Annotated in this window: 1 protein-coding gene; it reads left to right on the forward strand. The window is 61.7% G+C overall.

Features of this window, described 5'->3' with window-relative positions; all coding sequences use genetic code 11:
- Window positions 1-51: 51 nt before the first annotated feature.
- The coding region (locus MLGJGCBP_RS48235) for an SDR family NAD(P)-dependent oxidoreductase (RefSeq protein ID WP_236581303.1) at window positions 52-835 on the forward strand (784 nt) is incomplete at its 3' end.

Here is an 835-nt window from a genome sequence, read left to right on the forward strand (position 1 = left end):
GCAGGAATGGGACGCGCACATGCCCGACTTCTGGCCTCGCTCGGGGCGTCCGTGGTCGTCAACGACGTCGGCGACGCCGCGCACGAGGTGTGTGAGGCGATCAACCAGGAAGGCGGTTCGGCTATGGCCTGCGTCGCGGACATATCGGACCCCGCGGGCGCCGCGGAGGTAATCAAGTCCGCGATCGACGACTTCGGTGGGCTTCACATCGTGGTCAGTAACGCCGGAATCATCAACAGTGCCGCGTTCAGCGACATGGACTATGCAGCCTTCGACCGGGTGATGAAGGTGAATGCCTACGGGTCGTTCAACGTAATCAATGCCGCGTGGCCGCATCTTCTTCGCCAGCAGTACGGGCGCGTTGTGATGGTGAGCTCGTCGAGCGCATGGACCCAGCAACCACTGATCAGTCACTACGCCGCGTCGAAGGGCGCCATCCTCGGCTTGGCCATGTCGCTGGCGGCCGAAGGTGCGGACAACGGAATCACGGTGAACGTCGTTGCACCAGGTGCTTTCACGGCCATGGCCAGCGCAGTCGGAGACGAAACAGCCAGGCGTCAAATGGAAACCATGATGTCCCCTTCTCTGGTATCGCCCGCTGTTGCCTGGCTTGCGCTCGAAAGCAACCGCCATAACGGGCAGATTTTCGAGGTGGCGGCCGGTCGCGTGGCGAGAAACTTCGTCGGATCGACACGTGGTTATTGGAATCGAAACCTGACCGTGGATGACCTGCTGCAGCATGAAGATTCCGTGCTGGACACCGAGGGCTTCGCCGTCATCGAAGACACTGTCCAACTGGCGCGGTGGATGACCGAATCGAACACCGGGTGGGAGG

Origin of the sequence: Rhodococcus sp. T7 (genome assembly GCF_009872365.1) — a bacterium.
GTDB lineage: Bacteria > Actinomycetota > Actinomycetes > Mycobacteriales > Mycobacteriaceae > Rhodococcus_F.